The organism is Flavobacterium frigidimaris, assembly GCF_002217275.1.
Classification (GTDB): Bacteria; Bacteroidota; Bacteroidia; order Flavobacteriales; family Flavobacteriaceae; genus Flavobacterium; species Flavobacterium aquidurense.
Genome location: NZ_MUGV01000006.1, coordinates 54,906 through 75,914 on the forward strand (window position 1 = coordinate 54,906; position 21,009 = coordinate 75,914).

The window sequence follows — 21,009 nt, forward strand, 5'->3', positions numbered from 1 at the left end:
TTATTTTACCCAGGTTTTAAAAGGATTTTTACTCAAATAGGCATTGTAATAACGTTCATCATTTGTAACTTCTTCTCCCAGCCACACTGGTTTCTCAAAAGATTCTGTTTCTGACTCCAGTTCAATTTCAGCCATCACCAGGCCTTCATTTTCACCATAAAATTCATCTACTTCAAAAACATGTTTTCCAGCTTTTATCTCAAAACGTGTTTTCTCAATTTTTCCTTTTTCGCATAATTTTAGCAATTCCTGCGCTTCATCAAGGGGAATTTCATTTTCCCATTCAAATCGGGACATACCACCCTGATGACCAATTCCCTTTATAGTAAGAAAGCCTTTTTGTCCTTTAATTCTAACTCGTACAGTTCGCTCCGGAAGAGAACTTAAATAACCTTGCGCAATTTGATTTTGGGTAAAAGCCTGCTCTTTAAAGTCATTAGATTTTACTAGAAACTTTCTCTCAATTTCTATCATTTTAATAATGTAATTATTTTTACTGCAAGTTACTCAATTTAATTCAGTGTTGAAATGGAGATGAAGATATAGATTGACAAAACAACATCGTTATAACTGACTCAAAACTAGGTAAATAACACAAAAATAACTTACTGGTAACACATTCTGTATTTATTTTTTTGTTAAATTTGATAGAATCTTAACTTCTTTCCTATGTCTAAAAAAGCACTTTATGTATTAGGCATTGCTATAACAATTATTTTAGGTACTTTTTTGTATGTAAAATTTTGTTGCAATTGCAGTATGACAACAACAGCAATCGATACTGAAAAAGTACCGTCGGTCGCAGTAAAGGACACAAACCTTGTTCCTTTTGTTCTTAATGGTTCAGGAATTGATTATCGAACCAATGATAATTTAAAATTCCTTAAAAGCAGCTCGGCAGTTATTATTCCTGTTAGTGATTCTGTTACAATTGGAATTGAAAATCTTAAAACATTTTTAGTCTCAAATCCTAAACAAAAAATTACGATAACAGGTTATGCAACTTCTGACGAAACCAACACAACCACTTTTGAAAATCTGGGATTAGCAAGGGCAAATGATGTGAAAAATTATTTCGTTTCTAAAGGTTTATCAGGTGCTCAATTTGATACTAAAGGTAAAATCATTGAAACGTGGAAAATGAATGCTGATACACTTTTGGGACCTGTCGAATATAACTTTGATACAGTTGATACTACAGCAGTTTCTAATGATGAATGGACTATTTTAAAAGATAGAATCAATGCCGATCCTTTAACGCTGCACTTCAATACTAATAAAACAAGCGACAATTTAACTGGCGTTGAAAAACAAAAAGTGACCGATATTGTAAAATATATGGATCATATTAAAGATGCTGCTATTTTAATTGTTGGACATACAGACAACGTTGGTAATCGTGATGCCAATATTGTTTTGGGGCAAAAACGTGCAGAATTTTCTAAAAACTATCTAAGCAAAAATGGCATTGATGGCACGAGAATTTCTTTGGAATCAAAAGGACCAGATGAACCAATTGGAGAAAATACTACTACAGACGGTAAAGCAAACAACAGAAGAACAGTAATTACAATTAAATAATTAAAATATACTATTATGAATATACCTTGTATCTTAATACCTGCGCTCGTGGGGTTAATCTGTGGAATTTTAGGCTATTTATTGGGAAAAATGGGATCATCCAAAACTGATGATTCGCTTGCTTTGTCCTTACAGGCAGATCTCGATGCCTGCAAAGCAAATACGAAGAGTTTAAATGCCAAGATTTCATCTTTAGAAGCTGATTTGGCTGCGAAAGCAACTGTAATAAATACATCTCATTCTTTTGCCGCAAACACAGCGCCTCTGTTTTTATTTGATGCCGGAGTGGCAGCAACTGCATTTGGCAAGAAAATAAAAGAAAATGATTTAAAAATTGTCGAAGGAATCGGTCCTAAAATTGAAGCTTTATGCAATGCGGCCGGAATTACAACCTGGAAAGATTTGTCTGAGTCTTCCACAGAAAAACTACAAGCTATTCTGGATGCGGGCGGCGAAAATTATGCTATTCATAATCCAAGTACATGGGCCAAACAAGCCTTGTTGGCTTATGAAGGTAAATGGCAGGAACTTAAGGATTGGCAGGCAGGATTGCTTGGCGGGAAAGAGTAAAAAAAGGTTGAATGTTCAAAGTTGCAGAGGGAAGTTTTATTTCCTCTGTTACTTTGATTTTTTTATACTTTTTATAAAAGGTTTTTACTCCAATCTTTAGAGCTATTGTACCATAATTTTCCTTTTGAAACTTCAAGCGGACAATCGAAATTGTTTGTGTATAGCGCACCTGTTCCTAAGCCTTGCGGCATTTTTGAGTGTAAGGTAAAAGTCCATTGTGCAATCGCGTTTAGACCAATATTACTTTCTAAGGCCGAGGTTATCCACCATCCAATATTGTATTTATTTGCTAGATCAATCCATTCCTGGGTTCCTGTAAAACCTCCAACAAAACTTGGTTTCAGAATAATATATTGTGGTTGAATTTTTTGTAATAATGCTTCCTTATCTTCTAATGAAAATACACCTATTAATTCTTCATCCAAAGCAATTGGAAAAGGTGTTTTTTTACACAATTGAGCCATAGCAGATATATTTCCTTTCTTAATGGGTTGTTCAATACTATGTAACTGAAATACTTTTAATTGATGTAATTTATCTAAAGCTTCATTTAAAGCAAAAGCACCATTGGCATCAACTCTGATTTCTATTTGTTCTGCAGAAAAATGGCTTCTGATAAACTGCAATAATTCAAGTTCCTTTTGAAAATCTATTGCTCCGATTTTAAGTTTTATACAATCAAATCCTTGTTCTAATTTCTCTTCGATTTGCGCTTTCATAAAAGAAGCTTCTCCCATCCAAACTAAGCCATTTATTACAATTGATTTAGAATTATTGGTGAAATCAGAAGGAAATAAAAGATAAGGATTTTCGCTTTTAAGAGATAAAAAAGCCATTTCTATTCCAAATTGTATCGAAGGAAATTCTAATAAGGCTTCCAAAAGTGCAGTTTCTCCCAAATGGATATTCTGGCAGGCCCAGTTGAGTTTTTCTTCGTAATCATCGCGATCATCAGCACTTAAGCCTCGCAAAATACCACACTCGCCTACTCCTTTTTTACCATTTTCTTCAAGAACAATAAACCAGGTTTCTTTTTCAGTCATAACGCCTCGTGACGTCCCCGAAGGACGCTTAAATTCGAGCATATATTTGTGGTAAGTCGCTTTCATTTTTTAGGTGCTAAGTTACTAAGACACTAAGATGCTGAGAAACTAAAAACTTAGTGTCTCAGCATCTTAGCAACTTAATTATAGAGCTTTAATACTTTTTCGAAGTCTTTGGATGGTAATCCCGCTTTTTGAAAAATTTCAAAGTCTTTTTTTGTCTTGTCCTTCCAGCTTAAACTGTCTGTTACGTTTTGAGTTTGGTATTTTTTATAGATTACTTTTGCTTCACTATAATCATCACTAACCAAATAAACATGAGCCAAATTTAATTTTACTAATAACTCGGTATCATCTAATTTTTCGCCTTCTTTAAGGAATTTAATGGCTTTTGCATATTGTTTAGTCAAAATATAGCAGTAACCAATAGATCCATAATCAATTGCTGTTGCTTTTCCGTCATTAATAATGGTGTTCAGTTTCTGAATTGCTTCGTTGTATTTTTGGAGTTTTATTAAAGTTGAAGCCTGAACTCTCAAATCGTTATAAACGTTTTTAGAAATATCGGCATCTTTATAACAAGCATTTCCAAAATCTTTATAGACTTTATTTTTTTCGATTGGCAATAATTTTTGAAACTCTGTGTAACGATATTGCTTTATAATTTTATCTAAAATGCAGACACAAAAATCATCAGAATTGGCCATTTTTTGAGCCATTGTTGATGTTTTACACAAACTGATAATTTCGTTTTTATTGTCCTGATTCCAGCCACGGTTTAATTTAGTATCGACCCAAGGCACAACCTCCAAAACAATTTTTTGATTCAGAAGCCAGTTTTTGCTGTGAAAACCAAACCAAATTGTACTGATATCTTGCCCTAAACAAGAAGATTTGTCTAATGATAAGCGTTTTGCATCTTTACTTACTTCGTTTACCTGTGCATAGCATGCTTTGTCTGTTTTTCCATCATCGATGTATTTTTTTGCATTTTCTTCTGAAGTAAAAAGCGCATAAGTACAATTATCGTCTCCGGAAATTTTTGACATTAAAAAAACTGCTCCGGCAGATCCCTGGCTGATTCCGGTTGGGTCTGGAATCGCTTTCAATACTGAAACCAGACTGTTTGCCATTTGCTGGTTTTCGTCTAAAAGTGTAATTCGGTACACAATTTCTGTGGTTCCAACAGGAAGATCTTCTGTTTTTAAAGTGATTCGGTCACGTGCAGAAACTATAATTTCTTTAGTAGTGGCGCGCTCTTTGTCCCAATAACCATCTTTTTGAGCAAAAGCGTTGTATGAAACTGTAATTAAAAGAGATAAAATTATTTTTTTGAAATTCATATTTCTGGTAATAAGTTTTTTAGCCACGAATGCACGAATTAAAATTGGATTATAAATTTATTTTGATCTTTTAATGATGACATATATTATGCCAAAGTAAAAATGCTCTTTTGAAACTAGCTACCCTAGCCCCGATAGAGGCGGTATCCTTTTTTGAGGCGATTTTTCATCGCCTCAAAAAAGATATAGCCGAAAGCGGGAAATAGCTCCTGAAAATTATTACAATTCAATAGATTCTCCGATTCCGAGAAGCATTAAGTCTTTTCCTTTATCGAAAAATTTGCGGATTGATTCTTCGTGATTGATTTCGATATAACCAAAAGTATCAAAATGATAGCCTAAAATTTTATCGCATTCGACAAAATCAGAAGCGATAATAGCATCTTCAACATCCATTGTAAAATTATTTCCAATTGGAAGAATAGCCAAATCTAATTTGGTACGCATCGGAATCAATTTCATATCCATTGTAAGTGCCGTATCTCCGGCGATATAAATATTTTTATGCTCGCCTTCTATTACAAAACCACCAGGATTTCCTCCGTAACTTCCGTCAGGAAAAGAACTGGAGTGAATTGCATTTACATATTTTACTTTTCCGAAATCGAATTTCCAGCTTCCGCCATGATTCATTGGGTGTGCATTATAACCTAGTTTGGCATAATAACTTGTAATTTCTGCATTAGAAACGATTACTGCATTGGTACGATTAGCAATAGCTTCAACGTCTAAAACGTGATCACCATGTGCATGTGTCAGTAAAATGTAATCTGCTTTTAATGTATTTATATCAATTGCCGCAGCCTGAGGATTTCCAGTAATAAAAGGGTCAACAAGAATGTGTTTTCCTCCAACTTCGATACCTAAAGAAGCGTGTCCGTAGAATGTAATTTTCATTTTTTTTAAATTTATAGTTAAACCTTGATTTTATCTTCCGCCAAGGAATAGATTAACAATGATGTCTGAAATTAATGAAATCATACATACTGTCAATAGTATTGAAAGTAAAAAAGTACTTAATGCCACCTTTTTTAATTCCGGATCTAAAAGTTTAGGGTTTTGATTTTTATAAACGGTAATTAAATGTTTAGTTAAAGGAATATAAGCTAATAAAAACAAATACTGATCAAAACGATAATCGCTTAAAATGGCAAAAACTACTACCAAAATCATTGCTGTAATGATTAATGTAAAATGATACATTTTAGCATTTGCATCACCAATTTGAACAACAATAGTGTTTTTTCCAGATTTTCTGTCTGATTCTTCATCACGCATATTATTCAGATTTAAAACCCCCACACTTAATAATCCGATAGCAATTGCAGGTAAAATTAAAAGTGGATCTACTTCTTTAGAATATAAAAAGTTAACACCCAAAGTACTTACCAATCCGAAGAAAATGAAAACAAAAACGTCTCCAAAACCTTTATAACCATAAGCTGAATTACCAACTGTATATCGAATTGCTGATACAATTGCAGCGATTCCTAACAACAAAAAGAAGATAGAATATCCGAAATTAGATTCGCCAAAAGCAAAATAAATCAATACAATAGCAGATAGTAAAGTCAATGCAGCAGTAATTATGATGGCTTTTTTCATGGCCTGAGGGGTAATTAATCCGCTCTGAATGGCACGTTGCGGACCAACACGGTCAGCATTATCGGTACCTTTTACACCATCTCCGTAATCATTTGCAAAATTGGATAAAACCTGTAAACCCAGCGTTGTTAAAAGAGCAAAACCAAAAATTTTCCAGCTAAATACCTCAGTTGGCGTATTGATTGTTGCAGTTGGGTTTGATAAGGCGTATATACTTCCTACTATAATTCCGGAAACTGATAAAGGCAATGTGCGCAGTCTGGCGGCTTCAATCCAATGTTTCATTCTTTCTATTTTGTTTTATTTTGTTTTTTTAGTTTCATGTTTCAAGTTTCAAGTGTTGGGTTTCGTAACCTGAAACCTGAAACTTGAAACAATTTTTAACTTTTTATGGCAACCATTTATTTTCCCCGAAGTTCGGTTTTCTTTTTTCAAGGAATGCATTTCTACCTTCTTTTGCTTCTTCTGTCATGTAAGCTAAGCGAGTTGCTTCACCAGCAAAAACCTGTTGACCAACCATTCCGTCGTCAGTAAGGTTCATGGCGAATTTCAGCATTTTTATAGAAGTTGGTGATTTTTGAAGAATTTCCTGGGCCCATTCGTAAGCAGTTGCTTCCAATTCATCGTGTGGAATCACAGCATTTACCATTCCCATATCCATTGCTTCCTGAGCTGAATAATTTCTTCCTAAAAAGAAAATTTCACGTGCTTTTTTCTGACCTACCATTTTAGCCAGATAAGCAGATCCGTAACCACCGTCAAAACTGGTTACATCAGCATCTGTTTGCTTAAAAATAGCGTGTTCTTTACTTGCCAAAGTCATATCGCAAACCACATGCAAACTGTGTCCGCCACCCACTGCCCAACCCGGAACAACGGCAATAACCACTTTTGGCATAAAACGAATTAAACGTTGTACTTCCAGAATATTTAAACGATGTTGACCATCTTCTCCAACATAACCCTGATGTCCACGTGCATTTTGATCGCCACCACTGCAAAAAGAATATACACCATCTTTAGTTGACGGGCCTTCAGCAGAAAGTAACACTACTCCTATCGAAGTATCTTCTTGTGCATCGTAAAAAGCCTGGTATAATTCTGAAGTTGTCTTTGGACGGAAAGCGTTTCTTACATTAGGTCTGTTAAACGCTATTCTTGCAACTCCATTACATTTTTTATAGGTGATATCTTCAAATTCTCTGGCAGTAATCCAATCCATTTCTATTTGTTTAGTTTTAATAATTATAGTGTAAAAATAAAGCATTTTTATATTTTGACCTACTCAAATCGACCTAAGTCTGCGCTAAAATAACTTTAGAATGTAACAAATACCCTTTACTTACAAAAAATAACATTATTTAACATTGGATTTTAAAAATAATTGAGTAATTTTACACCCTAGAAATCAATGAGATACATTTTATTTCACTGATTTAAGATTGATTTTCTTTCACTGATTTATTAACCTAAAAAATGACTTTTTTTGAGAAAAATTAAAAATTTTGTCGCTCATTTTTTTACGGTTTTTATTAGTAAACCTTTGACTAATGAGCAAATGATTTACGCGTTTGTTAAAACTTCAAAAAGGAGATAGTAACACCTAAGGTTAAATGTTAGAATTGTTTAAGTAATTAGTATAAAATTGATTACGAAAAGAGGAAAAATGCTAACCAAAACATTCTATAAGTTATTTATCAACCAAATGGATTAGCCGTGAAATTGATTTTTTGCTTTTAAGATAAACGTAATGATTGTTTAAAGACATACCAGAGGAAAGAGTGACTTCTAAAATTTTTAAAGTTGTTATTCTTTTGATGGATTCGAATAATTTTATTTCTGTTTTTTTTTAATTACAATTTTTTTTAAAACTGAATAAAAAGAGAAAGGCTGCTTGTAATGAGCAGCCTTTCTTGTTATAATAATTCTTGCGAATAAATTCCAATTTTTTAAATTCCAAATTCCAAAATGGAAATTCTCATTATTTTTAAGTTGGAATTTGGAATTTAGTTTTCTTTTACCAAATAAATCCCGTCATCTTTGATTTCGATAAGTTTATCCTTATACAACGCTCCAATTGCTTTTTTGAAGGTCTTTTTACTCATTTTTAAAACCGTTTTTATGTCTTCCGGATGTGATGCATCATTTAATCGTAAGAAACCACGATTGGCACGTAATTCATCCAAAATCTTTTCTGCATTTGGCTCAATGCTTTGATAACCTTGCACTTGTAATGCTACGTCAATTTTATTATCAGGACGAATGTTTTTGATAAACCCAATCATTCTGTCTCCAGTTCTGATCGCGTCATCATAAACTTCATCTTTATATAGTAAACCTTTATGTCTTTCATTGATGATTACATTGATTCCCAATTCAGTAATATGAGAAACAATCAAATCAACTTCTTCTCCTTTTTCAACGGTAAGCTGATCATTTGATAAAAACTGGTTCAATTTACTTGAAGCCACCAAACGATTGGTTTTTTCATCCATATAAAGGTAAACCAGATAACGCTTTCCTTTTTCCATAGGACGCGCTTGTTCTTTAAAGGGAACCAAAATATCTTTCTCCATTCCCCAATCCATAAAAGCACCTACCTGATTGATGTAATTTACTCTTAAAAGCGCAAATTCATTCAATAATATATAAGGTTCTAATGTAGTTGCAACCGGGCGTTGTTCGTGGTCTAAATAAACAAATACAATAAGCTCCTCGCCTATTTCAAATTCATTTGGCACGTATTTATTGGGTAATAATATATCGTGGATTCCTTCAGGATCTTTTTCAGGATTTCCTAAAAATAATCCAACTTTGGTATCGCGTAATATGGTAAGTGTATTGTATTTTCCTATTTCAATCATTATAATAAGGTTCTGAGGTGCTAAGCAACTAAGTTTCTAAGGTGCAAATGTACGAAGTTTGAAAATGGGAAACAGAAAAATATTTTGGATAAAAAAAAAGCAATAGCGATATCATCTTCGTTTAACCTTTTTAATTAAATTTGAGAACCTAAATTAACTCCAAATCAATGAAAAAAATTACTTTTTACTTCGTTTTCGCCTTTTTATTATTTTCTCAGATGGGTATTTCGCAGGTTGCTGAAGATCCTGAAATTAAAAAGATGATTTCAGAAGTTAAAGCCGAAAACCTCGAAGCAACTGTTCGAAAACTGGTAACTTTTGGAACCAGACATACTTTAAGCGACACCAAAAGCAAAACAAAAGGGATTGGTGCTGCACAACAATGGGTAAAATCTGAATTTGACAAATATGCATTAGAATCTGGGGGAAGACTGACTTCAACAATTGATTATTTTACCTATAAAGCAGACGGAAAGCGAGTAAAAGTTGATAGCCAGCTTGGGAATGTAATGGCGACTTTAAAAGGAACTGATCCTACTGATAGTCGTGTACTAATTATAAGTGGACATCTTGACTCGCGTGTTTCAGATGTAATGAATATTAAATCTGATGCACCGGGAGCTAATGACGATGGTTCTGGCGTTGCAGCTGTTATTGAATTGGCCAAAATAATGAGTAAACGATCTTTTCCTGCTACGATTATTTTTGTTGCTGTTGTGGGTGAAGAACAAGGACTTATTGGTGCCCGACACCTGGCTGAATTTGCTAAAGCTTCAAATTGGAATATTGTTGCGATGCTGAATAATGACATGATTGGTAACAGCTTATCTAGTGGAACTAATTTAAGAGACAATACACAAATACGCGTATTTAGTGAAACTATCCCTTATTTAGAAACGGAGGAAGAAGCTAAAATGCGTAAGTCAATTAATCGTGATAATGACAGCCCTTCAAGACTATTGGCGCGTTATATTAAAACAACTACAGAACAATATGTTGATCAGCTTTCTGTAAAATTAGTGTATAGAAACGATCGTTTTTTAAGAGGAGGCGATCATACTCCTTTTAGCCAAAACGGATTTACGGCAGTACGTTTTTGTGAAATGAATGAAAATTTTGATCACCAGCATCAGGATTTGAGAACAGAAAATAATACTAAATTTGGAGATCTTCCTGAATTTATGGATTTTGATTATTTAAGAAAAAATACCTGTGCCAACTTAGCCGTTTTAGCGAATCTGGCATGGTCTCCTAAAGCTCCGGTAAATGTTGGAATTGAAGTTAAAAATCTTTCTAATTCTTCTACTTTAATTTGGAGTGCTCCGGAAGATAAAACGCAATATGGTTATCAGATTCTAATGAGAGAAACGTCTTCATCGCATTGGGAAAAGACATTTTTTGTAAAAGATACTAAAGTCGAAATCCCTTATTCTAAAGACAATTATTTCTTTGCAGTACAGACCGTTGATGCTTTAGGTCATGCAAGTATACCTGTTTTTCCAATTCCGATAAAATAACAAGTCAGTATAAAAGAAAAGCGCCATCAGGCGCTTTTCTCTTTTTATATACTATTTTCTAAACCAACTCTTTAAAATATTGTTTTAGAATAACATCATTTTGTGCAGTAGGTGTGAAAATTTCTAAAATAACCGGTTTGTCATTTTGTGAATATAAATTATCTATTTCGGTTTCTAGCGATTCTGTATCAGACGCGGTCAAATACCCGAATTGATACATTTTGGCCAAATGCTCGGCAGTTAAATGATGAGAAGTTTCGAAATAGGTATTAAAAACAGGCTTTTCCTCATGTCCCGGTAAAATTCTGAAGATTCCTCCTCCTCCATTATTAATCAAAATAATTTTGAAGTTTTTTGGGATATAGGCATTCCACAACGCATTGCTGTCGTACAGGAAACTAATATCTCCAGTTATAAAAACATTTTGTTTTCCACTTCCTACCGACGCGCCAATTGCTGTTGATGTGCTGCCATCAATTCCGCTCGTTCCCCTATTACAGAAAACCTCTATTGATGGATCGATGTGAATTAATTGTGCGTATCGAATTGCAGAGCTGTTGCTAATTTGTAGCTGACTATTTTTTGGCAAGGATTCGATAACTTTTTCGAAAACTTTAAAATCTGAAAAAGAAGTTTTAGCTAAATATTCACTTCTTCTTACTTTTCTCAAATTGTAAATTTTCGCAATTTTTTTTGCATAATTGCTTTCAGTAAAAGTTGTTTGCGCTAATAAATCTTTAAAAAAATCATTTGGCTGCATTACAAAGTGTTTTGTCAAGGCATTGAATGTATCGTAAGCTCTTAAAGTATCGATATGCCAATGCTCTTTCGGTTTGTGTTTGCGCAAAAATCCTTTTATACGTTTAGACACAATCATACCGCCAAAAGTCACTAAAACATCCGGATTAAGCTCTTTAAAATCAACATCTTCAAACGGTGTAATTAAAGTATCAATGCTATTAATAAAATCAGGATGATGCAGGTTTGAAGTCGTTTCTGTCAATACTACAACAGACGGGTCTTTTGCAAGGTTATCTATAATTTCGTGATCAATAACATTAGCTTCGTTAACGCCAACCAGGATTAATTTTCGTTTGGCTGAATTCCAGATTGAAACAAATTGGGCTACATTTTCGATCGTTTTGGTTCCGAAAATTTCTTCTGAATGCGTAATTTTTGGTTCAACTGAAAGTGTTTCTACCATTTCATACAAAGGTTCTTCAAACGGAGCATTAATATGAACCGGACCTTTTTGAAGAATTGCCGTTTCTATGGCTTTATTGATTTTTAAATCATTTTCTTCAGAAGCTTCTTCGCTTAAATTGGCATTAAAAACCGAGTGATTCTGAAAAACATTTTGCTGACGAATCGTTTGTCCATCTCCAATATCTATCTTATTTTGAGGTCGATCCGCAGAAATTACAATCAGGGGAATCTGACTGTAGAATGCTTCGGCTACAGCCGGATAATAATTTAATAATGCAGAACCTGATGTACAAACAATTGCAGTTGGTTTTTTAGTTTGCTGTGCAATACCCAATGCAAAAAAAGCTGCGCAACGTTCGTCTGCAATACTATAACAGCTAAAATTAGGATTTTGTGCAAAACCAATCGTTAAGGGTGCATTTCTTGATCCGGGAGAAATAATAATATTGGTAATTCCTTTTGCTAAACAAATTTCGATAATGCTTTGTGCAAGCGGTATTTTGGGGTAAATCATTCTTATGGCGTATTATTTTTAAAGAAAATCTAAACTTGAAGATTTTTTTTGATACCACAAAGTTACAAACTTCGCATTTGATTTACTTATAAATTGGGAAGATATTAAGGCTGTTTTTAGAAAAAGGAAATATATTTGTAAAAGCGATTTTTCGATCAAAATAAATTTTATATGCGTTTTATTTATCTTTTTTTACTTTGTATTTCCTTACAAACCGTAAAGTCACAAAATCAATTTGTTCCTGACGACATGTCTTATAAGAAAGCTCTGGAAACTGCAAAAACAGAAGGAAAACCTCTTTTTATAATGCTTTATGCCGAATGGTGTCCGCATTGTAATCAGATGAAAAAAGAAGTTTTTAGTGATCCTGATGTCATGGCTTTTTTAAAGGAAAATTATGTTTGTATCTGGAAAAACATTGAAAAAGAAGAAGGATTAGCTTTAAAGAATAAATACAACACCAAATCACTCCCTACTTTTTTATTTTTGGATGATAATGAAACGCTTTTGTATGCCTTGAAAGGTGAAATGAAAACTGCCGAATTCATGACAGAAGTAAAATATGCATTGAATTCCAAAATGCAATTACCTTATTTAGAAAAGGAATTTCTTTCGGATCCAAGTAATCCAACCAAGTTTTTTGCTTACTTAAATACGTTAAAAAAAGGAAAAGACAGAACCGAATTATCTGTTCCTACACATATTTACCTTAAAACGCAATCTGACGCACAATTGGTTAGCGAAACCAATTGGAGAATTATAGCCAATGGAGTTACTGATATTAATTCGAGAGAATTTCAATATGTCTTAAAACATCAAAAAGAGTTTGCTGCTGTAGCTTCACAAAATCGTGTAGATCGCAAAGTTGAAAGTATTGTGACCGAATTGCTTCGACCGTTAGTTGATAATTTAGATACCGTAAACTATTACAAACAAAGAGAAGTTGCAAAATCAATACGATTGCAAAAAACAGATTCTTTGGTTTTTAAATTTGATTTGACTTTGGCTGAAAGAACTGAAAAATGGCAGTTTTATAAAAAAGTAACACTTGCAGATACACAGAAATTAGTTTGGAACGATGCCAGCTTTTTAAAAGATATTGGACAAACTTATTTGAAACATATTAAAGATACCGAAAGCCTTAAAAAATCTATTTTCTGGGTTAAACATTCTTTAGAACTAAATGATTCTTATGACGGAAATTTACTCGCAGCCAGACTTTACAATAAAATTAAAGACAAAAAATTAGCTTTACAATATGCCAACGATGCCAAAGTTATTTGTACCGAAATGACCTGGAATACGAAAGAAGTTGACACTTTGTTGGCGGAACTGAATACTAAATAAAAAAAGATAGTCACGAATTCACGAATTATTTGAAGAACATAGACAAAATGATTTGTGAATTCGTGGCGGAAAAAATAAAAATATTAAAAACCATGAGCCTTACTCTTAGACCTGCCGTAAAAAATGATTTAGGAAAAATCCTTGACATTGTAAACTATTCGATTTTGCATACTACAGCCAATTATAGCTATGATATTCAAACACTTGAAGTGCAAACAAAATGGTTTGAAGATAAAACTGCAAAAAATCTTCCTATTGTTGTGGCTGATTTAGATGGCGAAGTAGTTGGGTTTGGAAGTTATGGACAATTCCGTGAAAAAATCGGTTACCAATACACAGTTGAGCATTCCGTTTATGTGGTAGATAATGTAATTGGAAAAGGAATTGGATCTCAACTATTAACCGAATTAATTCGTCTGGCGAAAGAACAAGGATATCATGTAATGATTGGCGCTATTGATGCTGATAATGCGGGAAGTATTGCTTTTCATGAAAAATTTGGTTTTGTAGTAACAGGAACAATTCGCGAAGTGGGATACAAATTTGATCATTGGCTTGATTTGGTTTTCATGCAGCTGATATTAACTTAACCGCAAGGGGCGCAAGGATTTTTACCTTAGCTTAAAATGAGAAAACGCAATGTTCACAAAGCTTTATCAATAAACACTTTATGAACTTTGTATAGATGTTTCAAAAATAAAATTCAATCAAAAAAAATATTGGAGATAAATTCCTTATTAGAGAGCGGGTATCTTAAAGTTAGTGAAATTCATGATATCTATTATGAAGTTTGCGGTGCTGTCGATGGCGAACCTTATTTATTTGTGCATGGTGGTCCTGGTGCAGGATTTTCAGAGCAAGACAAGCGTTTTTTTGATTTTAAGAAACATAAAGTTATCTTTTTTGACCAAAGAGGATCTTCAAAAAGCAAACCTTTTGGCTGTATAAAAGAAAATACTACTCAAGATCTTGTTAATGACATTAATGTTCTTTTAAAACATTTAAACATCCATAAAATCAATGTATTTGGTGGTTCATGGGGAACAACACTAAGTCTTGTGTTTGCGATTCAGAATCCCGAAAGAGTAAAAAGCCTTTTATTACGAGGTGTTTTTTTAGGTGACAAAAAATCGATAAATCATTATCTAAATGGTGGAGTTGAAAATGAATTCCCGAAGGAATGGAGCAGATTTAAGCACAATGTTCCAATAGATTCAGCTGTAAGTATATCTGAATATTATTTGGATCAAATGCTGAATGGAACCGTAGAAAACAGGTTTTTTTATTGTTATGAATGGGTATTTTACGAAATATCTATTTTTAAAAAAGGAATCACGGAAAAGGAGATCAAAGCTATTATTGAAGAATTTCCGTTTGAATCCTTAGCGATTATGGAAGCGTATTATTTAAGTAATAAATGTTTTATTGAAGAAAACTACATTCTAAATAATACGTATGTTCTCGATGATATTCCGGTAACCATCATTCATGGACAACAGGATTCAATTTGTCCGGTTGAATATGCTGAAACATTCCATCATAAACTTAAAAGAACTGTTTTGTATATTGAAGATGCCGGACATTCAGATTCAGAACCGGCTATTGAAAAAAGAATTATTGAGGTTTTGAAAGGTTGAAACTGATTAATCGTAAATAAAAAAAATCCACAAACCTGAATTTACATTCAAGTTTGTGGATTTTTTGGTTTAGATCATTTTGAATTAACTTTTAATCCAATTGATTACTTCTGGTTCTGTAACTAGTGTTTTTGGTTTGATCACTTTTACTAACTCTCCTTTTTCGTTGATTAGGTATTTTTGAAAATTCCACTCCACTTCAGAATCCTGTAAACCGTTTTTAGATTTTTGCGTTAAGAATTTATAAACCTCGCACATATCGTCACCTTTTACAGATACTTTGTCCATCATTGGAAAAGTTACACCATAATTTTGTTGACAAAACGTTTGAATTTCTTCATTTGTACCTGGTTCCTGAGAAGCAAAGTTATTTGCCGGGAAACCTACAATTACAAACCCCTTGTCTTTATACTCTTTGTAAACAGCTTCAAGATCTTTATATTGAGGCGTTAATCCGCATTTTGATGCGGTGTTTACAATCATGACTTTTTTTCCTTTTAAAGAAGCAAAATCAAAAGTATTTCCTGATAAATCTTCCACTTTAAATTGATAGATGGTTTGTTTTCCCATAACTTTTTCTGTTTTAGATTTATTGATACTTGTTTGAGCCTGAAGTTGTGCTGCCATTAAAAAGACTGCACTACAAACTAAAAATGCTATTTTGTTCATCGTTTAATTTTTTATAAAATTAGTTAAAATCTATTTTACGGAAAGAATTTGATTGCTTTATTTTTATTAAACATAAGTTAAATAAAAAAACGAAGCCTAACGTTAATCAGACGTTAGGCTTCTCCCCATACAAACAAATCAAACCATGAATTAATATTGTCCTATTTATGTTATAAAATAAAAGTTGGTGCTATCCTGAATCTTATTTTATAGTTACTTTATATTTTATTATAGTTGATGCCTCCCGGTTATATTGAAAATTATTTTAAAACTCTAATTCATATTCCCCAGCTGATCTTTTCTAGTGGCATGTATAAGGAAAATTCTAATTCGTTTTAATCTGGAAAATACAGTCTGCAAATAATTTTCGGGTTGGAAGTCCGAGGACATCAACTATTGAATCTTATGTATTTATTTGAATAAAATCACTTTGACAAACTGAACCATTTAAGACCGAATTATAAAGCCTGACAATTCCTTTTCGGGGATTATGGCTATTAAAATTTGATAACGCCAAAACCGTAGTCAGACCTACAATTAAAATTTTTAATTTATTCAGATTTTTCATAGCTTTCTATTTTTTATCGTTTTTAAACCTAAAAAATTCTTTAAACAAATGTTAAAATAACTATTACTGTTTTATTCTTAACATGCTCATTATAGCGCAACAAAAAGAGCTTTTTATAAAAATTGCTATTTTATCAGGCAGTAATTTTCATGTTATAATAGCATTTACGTAATTGGATTGTTTTTGGTTTAAAAAAAATGAAAAAAAATACTATTTTTTTTAAAACCCCTTATTTTACTAGGGATTTGACTGTTAAAAAAAATGCGTTTTTCAAAAAAAAATCAATTATCTTTATCTCAGGTATTACAATATTGTTTAATAAATTTTGTTTAAACTTAAAAAACCTTAAATCTATGAGTCAAGAAGAATTATTAGTTTTGATCTACAAGAAAGACGAAAGAGCTTTTACCCACTTGTATGATATGTATTCGAAAAGTTTGTTTTCGGTAATTAATGTTTTAATACGTAACAGAGAAGAAGCTGAAGATGTTTTGCAGGAAGTTTTTGTCAAAATCTGGAAAAACATCGATTCATATAATGAAAGCAAAGGCCGATTTTATACGTGGATCCTTAATATCGCTCGTAATACCTCTATCGACAAGTTAAGATCTAAAGATTTTAATAACAGTCAAAAAAACCTTCCCTCAGATAATTTCGTACATCTGTTAGACGACAGTAATAAATTAGTGAATAGAATTGATACTATTGGAATTCAGGAATTCGTCAAAAAACTGAAACCAAAATGTATAGAAATAATTGATTTATTATTTTTTAAAGGATATACCCAACAAGAAGCTTCAGAAGAATTGGCAATGCCATTGGGAACTATCAAAACGCAAAACAGAAACTGTATTAACGATTTACGTAATTATTTAAAAATATAATGGAAGCACAAGAATATATTGACTCAGGAATTCTAGAACTATACGTTTATGGTTTGTTAACCGAAACTGAAAATATAGAAATAGCTGAAATGGCTAAAAAAAATCCGGAAATGGATCAGGAAATTATTGCGATAGAAAAGGCTATTGTAGCTTTATCATCGAGCTTCTCTCCTTTCCATTCGGTAGCCAATTTCGAGAAAATCAAAGCACGTTTAGAACTGAAACATGGTAAAGTAGTCGAAATGAAGCCAACTTCTAAATGGTCACAATATGTGGGCTGGGCTGCTGCAGTTTTATTACTTTTAGGACTTGGATACCAAACTTTAGAACTAACAAAAACCAAAGATGCAATTGCAACTGTTGGTAATGAAAAAAATAAAATTGAAAGAGATTTTGCTTACTTAGATCAACAAAATAAAGAAACCGAGAAAAATTTAACCATCGTTAGAGATATTAAAAATACCGGAGTAACTCTTGGTGGTCAAACAGTTTCACCAACATCATTTGCAAAAGTATATTGGAACAAAGACACTAAAACTACTTATATTGATGCTGCAGGTTTGCCAAAACCACCAAAAGGAATGGTTTACCAGGTTTGGGCTTTAAAATTAAGTCCGGTGCTTACGCCAACGAGCATTGGTTTATTGAGCGACTTTGAAGGAAACTCAAATAAAATCTTTGCTGTAGATCGCACCAACGAAGCTGAAGCCTTTGGAATTACGCTTGAACCAGCCGGAGGAAGCTTAACACCAACAATGACACAATTATATACTTTAGGAAAAGTTTAAAAACGTAGCCTGGCAAAATTCAAAACGCATATTAATTTATTTAATGTGCGTTTTTTTATTATTTTTAATTCCACTAACAAACAAAAATAAATCATGAACGGAACTTTATTATTAAGAATTGCTGTTGCCATAATACTTTTAACCCATTCCGTTTTTGGAATGTTTAATAATGGAATAAATGATTTCGGAAATTTATTTTTGAATCAGATAGGCTTCGCTCCTTTTGGCGTATTTCTGGCCTGGTCAATTAAATTATCACATGTTGTAGCAGCAGTGCTTTTAATTCTGAATAAATTTATAAAACTGGCCGGATTTGTAACCATCTTTGTGTTGATTATGGGGATTATTACAGTTCATTTTAAAGAAGGCTGGTTTGTTGTTGGTGGAGGAAGAAATGGTATGGAATATAACTTTTTACTAATTGTAGTACTATTGGCAATTATGTTCCCAAATGGCTGGAATAAAAATACGATCAAATAATCCGAATTAAAAAAAATAGAAACAGAATGGAAATAAACTGCAAAAACTGTCATCAGGTTTTCACTGGTCATTATTGCAATAACTGTGGGCAGCCTGCTGATACACATAAAATTAATGCACATTTTTTGTGGCATGATATTCAACATGGGTTGTTACATTTTGATGCAGGAATTCCATATTCTTTAAAACAGCTATTTACAAGACCAGGACATACCATCAGAGAATTCATTGAAGGAAAACGTGTCAAACATTTTAAACCTTTATCATTAGTTGCAGTTCTTGGGGCTTTTTATGGTTTTCTATTTCATTATTACCATATTGATTTATTTCCAAAGGATACTGATTCAGGTGTAGACTTACATGATTTTGGCGAATGGACTGCCAATCACTTTGCATGGACAACTATTGCAACTATTCCTATTTATACCATTGGAACTTATATAGCATTTAGAAAACAAGGTTACAATTTTTTTGAATTTTTTGTTCTGAATACCTTTAAAGCTTCACAAAGACTTTTTGTGCAAATTTTGACATTTCCGATCTTATTGTATTTAAATAGTACACATCATGGGGAGAAGTTTACAACGATAACTTATATAATTGGCCTCCTATTAATCTTTTGGACCAATGTTCAGTTTTTTAATAAAATGTCAAAAACAAAAGCCTTCTTTTTGACCATATTAAGTCATATTATTTTTTGGATTTGTTTTTTAATTATCTTGATTACAGCACTTGCAATTATGGGAAAACTTCCGAAATAGATTTTGAGTAAGAATAAAAAAAGAAAATAAAATATTATTTTCTTTTTTTATTTCTATCAATATCGTAATATTGCAATATAAATATAAAACAATGGGAGCAAGTAAATCTGATCATTTTACGGATCAACAAAACGAATTAGCTATTCTGACAAAAGCATTAGGTCACCCGGCGCGAATTGCTATTATAGAATATCTGTTAAAAGTAAATACCTGCATTTGTGGTGATATTGTAAACGAATTGCCTCTTTCGCAGCCTACAGTTTCACAACACCTAAAAGAACTTAAAAATGCCGGCTTAATCAAAGGTAACATTGACGGAAACGCGATTTGTTACTGTATAAATGAAACTGGTTTTGAAAAAATAAAAGGTTTCTTTCAAATTATCACGCTTCATATTGAGAAAAATAAAAAAGAATGTTGTTAATTATTAAATCAAATTATTATGAAACTTTCAGAAATTAAAAAATTACTTACTACTGTTGAAACAGTAAATTTTCAATTACCAAACGGAAGCTTTGTTCCGGAACATTTTCATGTGACCGAAGTCGGTTTAATTACTAAAAACTTTATTGATTGCGGCGGAACAGTTCGAAAAGAAACCGTTGTGAATTTCCAGCTTTGGGATGCTAATGATTTTGAACACCGTTTAAAACCACAAAAATTAATTCATATCATCGAACTTTCTGAAAAAGTTCTGGGCATAGAAGATTTTGAAATTGAAGTGGAATATCAGGATACTACTATTGGTAAATATGATTTGGATTTCAATGGAAAAAATTTTGAATTAATCAATAAAAATACTGCTTGCCTGGCACAGGAGCAATGTGGAATTCCATCAGAAAAATCAAAATTTAAACTTACGCAATTAAACGCCGCTACTGCTAATTCTTGCACACCTGGTGCCGGATGTTGCTAATTGATTCTATAAAAATGTCAAATTCAAGCACCTTATTTCCTGAATTAAATGAAATCGTTTCTTTATTTGATTTTGGACAGATTACAACAGAAAGAAAAGAAACATTACAACCTTTGATTGATTTTATCCAGTCGAAAGCAAATGATAATCTCGAAATTAGATTAAATTTTATTTGCACTCACAATTCAAGACGCAGTCATTTATCTCAGATTTGGGCACAAACAGCAGCTTATTATTTTGACGTGAAAAATGTTTTTTGTTATTCCGGCGGAACAGAAGCTACTGCTCTATTTCCAAAAGTTGCAGAAACCCTGAAAAAATCAGGGTTTCATATTGAAATACTTTCTGAAGGAAATAATCCTGTTTATGCTATCAAATTTGCAGCAACACAATCTCCGGTTATCGGATTTTCAAAAACATATGATGCAGTTTTCAATCCGGAAAGCGGTTTTGCCGCCATTATGACTTGCTCACAAGCTGATGACGGCTGTCCTTTTATTGCGGGAGCAGAAAAACGTATTCCAATTACTTTTGAAGATCCAAAAGCTTTTGATAATTCACCCCAACAAACTGAAAAATATCAGGAACGAAGCTTGCAAATTGGAACTGAAATGTTTTATGTTTTTTCTGAAATAAAAAAATGATATGCCCCTAAATCATTGTAAGCCAGTCGCAGTGGAGGTTCCAGCTTTAATTGCTTTAGTAAATGTTGCTTT

Annotated in this window: 22 protein-coding genes; 13 read left to right on the top strand and 9 right to left on the bottom strand. The window is 32.7% G+C overall.

Annotation, left to right across the window (positions count from 1 at the left end; all coding sequences use genetic code 11):
- Complete coding sequence (locus B0A65_RS02685) at nucleotides 1-474, bottom strand: CYTH domain-containing protein (protein ID WP_074661505.1); 474 nt, start codon at nucleotides 472-474, stop codon at nucleotides 1-3.
- Between the two features lie 195 nt (nucleotides 475-669).
- Here B0A65_RS02685 and B0A65_RS02690 point away from each other — a divergent pair, with 195 nt between their 5' ends.
- A complete protein-coding gene (locus B0A65_RS02690; protein WP_074661509.1) occupies nucleotides 670-1,581 on the top strand; it encodes an OmpA family protein in 912 nt (303 codons plus the stop codon).
- Nucleotides 1,582-1,596: 15 nt separating this feature from the next.
- Nucleotides 1,597-2,151, top strand: coding sequence for a hypothetical protein (locus B0A65_RS02695; RefSeq protein ID WP_074661512.1), 555 nt, complete (start codon nucleotides 1,597-1,599; stop codon nucleotides 2,149-2,151).
- A gap of 71 nt (nucleotides 2,152-2,222) precedes the next feature.
- Here the strand turns inward: B0A65_RS02695 and B0A65_RS02700 are convergent, their stop codons facing one another.
- The 6 genes from B0A65_RS02700 to B0A65_RS02725 all read right to left on the bottom strand — a co-directional run bounded on the left by B0A65_RS02700 (nucleotide 2,223) and on the right by B0A65_RS02725 (nucleotide 9,006).
- Entirely contained in the window at nucleotides 2,223-3,260 is a 1,038-nt protein-coding gene (locus B0A65_RS02700; protein WP_074661516.1) for an o-succinylbenzoate synthase, read from the bottom strand.
- A gap of 74 nt (nucleotides 3,261-3,334) precedes the next feature.
- Entirely contained in the window at nucleotides 3,335-4,537 is a 1,203-nt protein-coding gene (locus tag B0A65_RS02705) for a tetratricopeptide repeat protein (RefSeq protein ID WP_074661738.1), read from the bottom strand.
- Between the two features lie 219 nt (nucleotides 4,538-4,756).
- The gene (locus tag B0A65_RS02710; protein ID WP_074661519.1) at nucleotides 4,757-5,434 is read right to left on the bottom strand and encodes a metal-dependent hydrolase; all 678 of its coding nucleotides are present in this window, start codon (nucleotides 5,432-5,434) and stop codon (nucleotides 4,757-4,759) included.
- A gap of 30 nt (nucleotides 5,435-5,464) precedes the next feature.
- On the bottom strand, nucleotides 5,465-6,427 hold the full coding sequence (gene menA, locus B0A65_RS02715) for a 1,4-dihydroxy-2-naphthoate octaprenyltransferase (RefSeq protein ID WP_074661522.1): 963 nt from the start codon (nucleotides 6,425-6,427) through the stop codon (nucleotides 5,465-5,467).
- 103 nt (nucleotides 6,428-6,530) lie between these two features.
- Nucleotides 6,531-7,364, bottom strand: a complete 834-nt coding sequence (locus B0A65_RS02720; RefSeq protein ID WP_017498510.1) for a 1,4-dihydroxy-2-naphthoyl-CoA synthase — start codon at nucleotides 7,362-7,364, stop codon at nucleotides 6,531-6,533.
- 784 nt (nucleotides 7,365-8,148) lie between these two features.
- The gene (locus B0A65_RS02725; protein ID WP_074661524.1) at nucleotides 8,149-9,006 is read right to left on the bottom strand and encodes a CvfB family protein; all 858 of its coding nucleotides are present in this window, start codon (nucleotides 9,004-9,006) and stop codon (nucleotides 8,149-8,151) included.
- Nucleotides 9,007-9,173: 167 nt separating this feature from the next.
- Here B0A65_RS02725 and B0A65_RS02730 point away from each other — a divergent pair, with 167 nt between their 5' ends.
- The gene (locus B0A65_RS02730; RefSeq protein ID WP_074661527.1) at nucleotides 9,174-10,523 is read left to right on the top strand and encodes a M28 family metallopeptidase; all 1,350 of its coding nucleotides are present in this window, start codon (nucleotides 9,174-9,176) and stop codon (nucleotides 10,521-10,523) included.
- 58 nt (nucleotides 10,524-10,581) lie between these two features.
- Here B0A65_RS02730 and menD read toward each other — a convergent pair whose 3' ends face one another.
- A complete protein-coding gene (menD, locus tag B0A65_RS02735) occupies nucleotides 10,582-12,243 on the bottom strand; it encodes a 2-succinyl-5-enolpyruvyl-6-hydroxy-3-cyclohexene-1-carboxylic-acid synthase (protein ID WP_074661530.1) in 1,662 nt (553 codons plus the stop codon).
- A 171-nt stretch (nucleotides 12,244-12,414) separates the two neighbouring features.
- On the opposite strand from menD, the gene B0A65_RS02740 reads away from it, so the two are divergent.
- The 3 genes from B0A65_RS02740 to pip all read left to right on the top strand — a co-directional run bounded on the left by B0A65_RS02740 (nucleotide 12,415) and on the right by pip (nucleotide 15,227).
- Complete coding sequence (locus B0A65_RS02740; protein ID WP_074661532.1) at nucleotides 12,415-13,590, top strand: thioredoxin family protein; 1,176 nt, start codon at nucleotides 12,415-12,417, stop codon at nucleotides 13,588-13,590.
- Between the two features lie 92 nt (nucleotides 13,591-13,682).
- On the top strand, nucleotides 13,683-14,180 hold the full coding sequence (locus B0A65_RS02745) for a GNAT family N-acetyltransferase (RefSeq protein WP_074661741.1): 498 nt from the start codon (nucleotides 13,683-13,685) through the stop codon (nucleotides 14,178-14,180).
- A 129-nt stretch (nucleotides 14,181-14,309) separates the two neighbouring features.
- Nucleotides 14,310-15,227 (top strand): prolyl aminopeptidase, encoded by a 918-nt coding sequence (pip, locus tag B0A65_RS02750; RefSeq protein WP_207556403.1) that lies wholly within the window; start codon nucleotides 14,310-14,312, stop codon nucleotides 15,225-15,227.
- Nucleotides 15,228-15,311: 84 nt separating this feature from the next.
- Here pip and B0A65_RS02755 read toward each other — a convergent pair whose 3' ends face one another.
- Nucleotides 15,312-15,896, bottom strand: a complete 585-nt coding sequence (locus B0A65_RS02755) for a glutathione peroxidase (RefSeq protein WP_074661535.1) — start codon at nucleotides 15,894-15,896, stop codon at nucleotides 15,312-15,314.
- Nucleotides 15,897-16,817: 921 nt separating this feature from the next.
- Between B0A65_RS02755 and B0A65_RS02760 the strand changes: the two genes are divergently transcribed.
- The 7 genes from B0A65_RS02760 to B0A65_RS02790 all read left to right on the top strand — a co-directional run bounded on the left by B0A65_RS02760 (nucleotide 16,818) and on the right by B0A65_RS02790 (nucleotide 20,937).
- The gene (locus tag B0A65_RS02760; protein WP_072970683.1) at nucleotides 16,818-17,348 is read left to right on the top strand and encodes an RNA polymerase sigma factor; all 531 of its coding nucleotides are present in this window, start codon (nucleotides 16,818-16,820) and stop codon (nucleotides 17,346-17,348) included.
- Nucleotides 17,348-18,136, top strand: coding sequence for an anti-sigma factor (locus B0A65_RS02765; protein ID WP_074661537.1), 789 nt, complete (start codon nucleotides 17,348-17,350; stop codon nucleotides 18,134-18,136). Before B0A65_RS02760 ends, B0A65_RS02765 begins: the two co-directional genes overlap by 1 nt.
- 93 nt (nucleotides 18,137-18,229) lie before the next feature.
- Nucleotides 18,230-18,616 (top strand): DoxX family protein, encoded by a 387-nt coding sequence (locus B0A65_RS02770; protein ID WP_074661540.1) that lies wholly within the window; start codon nucleotides 18,230-18,232, stop codon nucleotides 18,614-18,616.
- Between the two features lie 26 nt (nucleotides 18,617-18,642).
- Complete coding sequence (locus B0A65_RS02775; RefSeq protein WP_074661543.1) at nucleotides 18,643-19,377, top strand: DUF3667 domain-containing protein; 735 nt, start codon at nucleotides 18,643-18,645, stop codon at nucleotides 19,375-19,377.
- Nucleotides 19,378-19,468: 91 nt separating this feature from the next.
- Nucleotides 19,469-19,801 (top strand): ArsR/SmtB family transcription factor, encoded by a 333-nt coding sequence (locus tag B0A65_RS02780; RefSeq protein WP_074661545.1) that lies wholly within the window; start codon nucleotides 19,469-19,471, stop codon nucleotides 19,799-19,801.
- A gap of 18 nt (nucleotides 19,802-19,819) precedes the next feature.
- Nucleotides 19,820-20,293, top strand: coding sequence for a DUF6428 family protein (locus B0A65_RS02785; RefSeq protein WP_074661548.1), 474 nt, complete (start codon nucleotides 19,820-19,822; stop codon nucleotides 20,291-20,293).
- 14 nt (nucleotides 20,294-20,307) lie between these two features.
- Nucleotides 20,308-20,937, top strand: coding sequence for an arsenate-mycothiol transferase ArsC (locus B0A65_RS02790; RefSeq protein WP_074661746.1), 630 nt, complete (start codon nucleotides 20,308-20,310; stop codon nucleotides 20,935-20,937).
- The last annotated feature ends 72 nt before the right edge of the window (nucleotides 20,938-21,009 follow it).